Source organism: Azospirillum sp. B506 (assembly GCF_000333595.1).
Taxonomy (GTDB): domain Bacteria; phylum Pseudomonadota; class Alphaproteobacteria; order Azospirillales; family Azospirillaceae; genus Azospirillum.
Genome location: NZ_BADK01000231.1, coordinates 1 through 1,258, shown reverse-complemented (window position 1 = coordinate 1,258; position 1,258 = coordinate 1). Strand labels below are relative to the sequence as shown.

Annotated in this window: 2 protein-coding genes; both read left to right on the top strand. The window is 70.3% G+C overall.

What is annotated here, in order from left to right:
• A partial coding sequence (locus I71_RS07475) for a hypothetical protein (protein ID WP_042693372.1) occupies window positions 1-366 on the top strand: 366 nt, incomplete at its 5' end.
• Between the two features lie 31 nt (window positions 367-397).
• The coding region (locus I71_RS07470) for a hypothetical protein (RefSeq protein WP_199902127.1) at window positions 398-1,258 on the top strand (861 nt) is incomplete at its 3' end.

The window sequence follows — 1,258 nt, the reverse complement described above, 5'->3', positions numbered from 1 at the left end:
TTCCATTTTCCGCTGGACGAGACGACGGCGATCTGGCGCGACTTGGCAGCGGTGAGGATAGGCGGCGGGGCCGGCGATCCGCAATTTCCGATCAGGGTTGCGGCGCTGGACGGCAGGCCGGTCACGGTCCGCGGCTTCATGCTCCCGCTCGCCGACGGCGCCACCCACAACCGCTTCATCCTGTCTGCCAACCCGATGGGCTGCCCCGCCTGCGAAAGCCCCGGTCCGGCGACCATGATGCATGTGCACAGCTCGATCGCCCTGACGGCGACGCGGGAACCGCTGACCCTGGTCGGCACCCTGCGTCTGCGCCCGCAGGAGGGGCTGTTCTATCGTCTGGACAGCGCCGAGCAGCGCTGGGCCTGAGCCGCCGGCCATTACCGAGCGGTGTCCGCTGGTGACGGAGGAGGGCGGCGGGGTTGCCACGCTGTCGATGGTGGCGGCGCTGCTTTTCTATGGTGGTCTCAGCGTGCCGGCGCCGTCTGCCTTGAGCTGGGTGGAATGGACCATCGGATTTTTCATTCTGGCATCCGTCGGCTGGACGTGGCCGCTGGCTGTGGCGAGCGGCCGTGCGCTGCGGGCGTCATCGGCGGGCGGGTGGATGGCTGTGGCGGTCGCCGCCTTCGCCTGGCTGTTGTGGCTGCCGCTGCTGCGCGGTGCGGCGTTGGGATGGGAGGCTGCCGACATTCTGCGCGATGTCGTGCCTCTGCTGTACCTGTTCCTTCCTGTGTTTCTGGTGCCGGCGCTGCGCGGCGCCGGGCGGACTGCTGTACGGGCTCTGGCCGCCGGTCTGGCCTTGGCCGGGCTGCTGCTGGCCTTGCGCTGGTGGCGGCAGGAGGGGTGGGGATTCGGCGCCATCGGACAACGGGCAATGGCGGATGGGGGAGCCTATCTGCTCAACGCGCCTGCGGTACTGTTCGCCGCGGTGGTTCTGCCGGCATCGGCGCTGTCGCTGATCGCCGCCGGCGGCCGGGGGCGCTGTTGGATTGCGGCGCTTCCCTGTGCGGCCGGCGGCGTGCTGTGCCTTGCCGCCCTGGCTGGAGCGGTCCATCGCACCGCGCTGGGCCTGGGACTGCTGTCGTTGGCGTCGATCGCCCTGTGGTGGGCATGGAAGCGGCCATGGCTCGCTCTGCCGCTGCTGGTGGGGCTGGGGCTGCTGGTGGCGGTCGGTGGTGACGCCCTCATCGGGGCATGGCAACAGGCAGCGGAGAAGACGCGGCTGACCGGGAGCAACGCCCGCTGGGAAGAAGCCGCGACG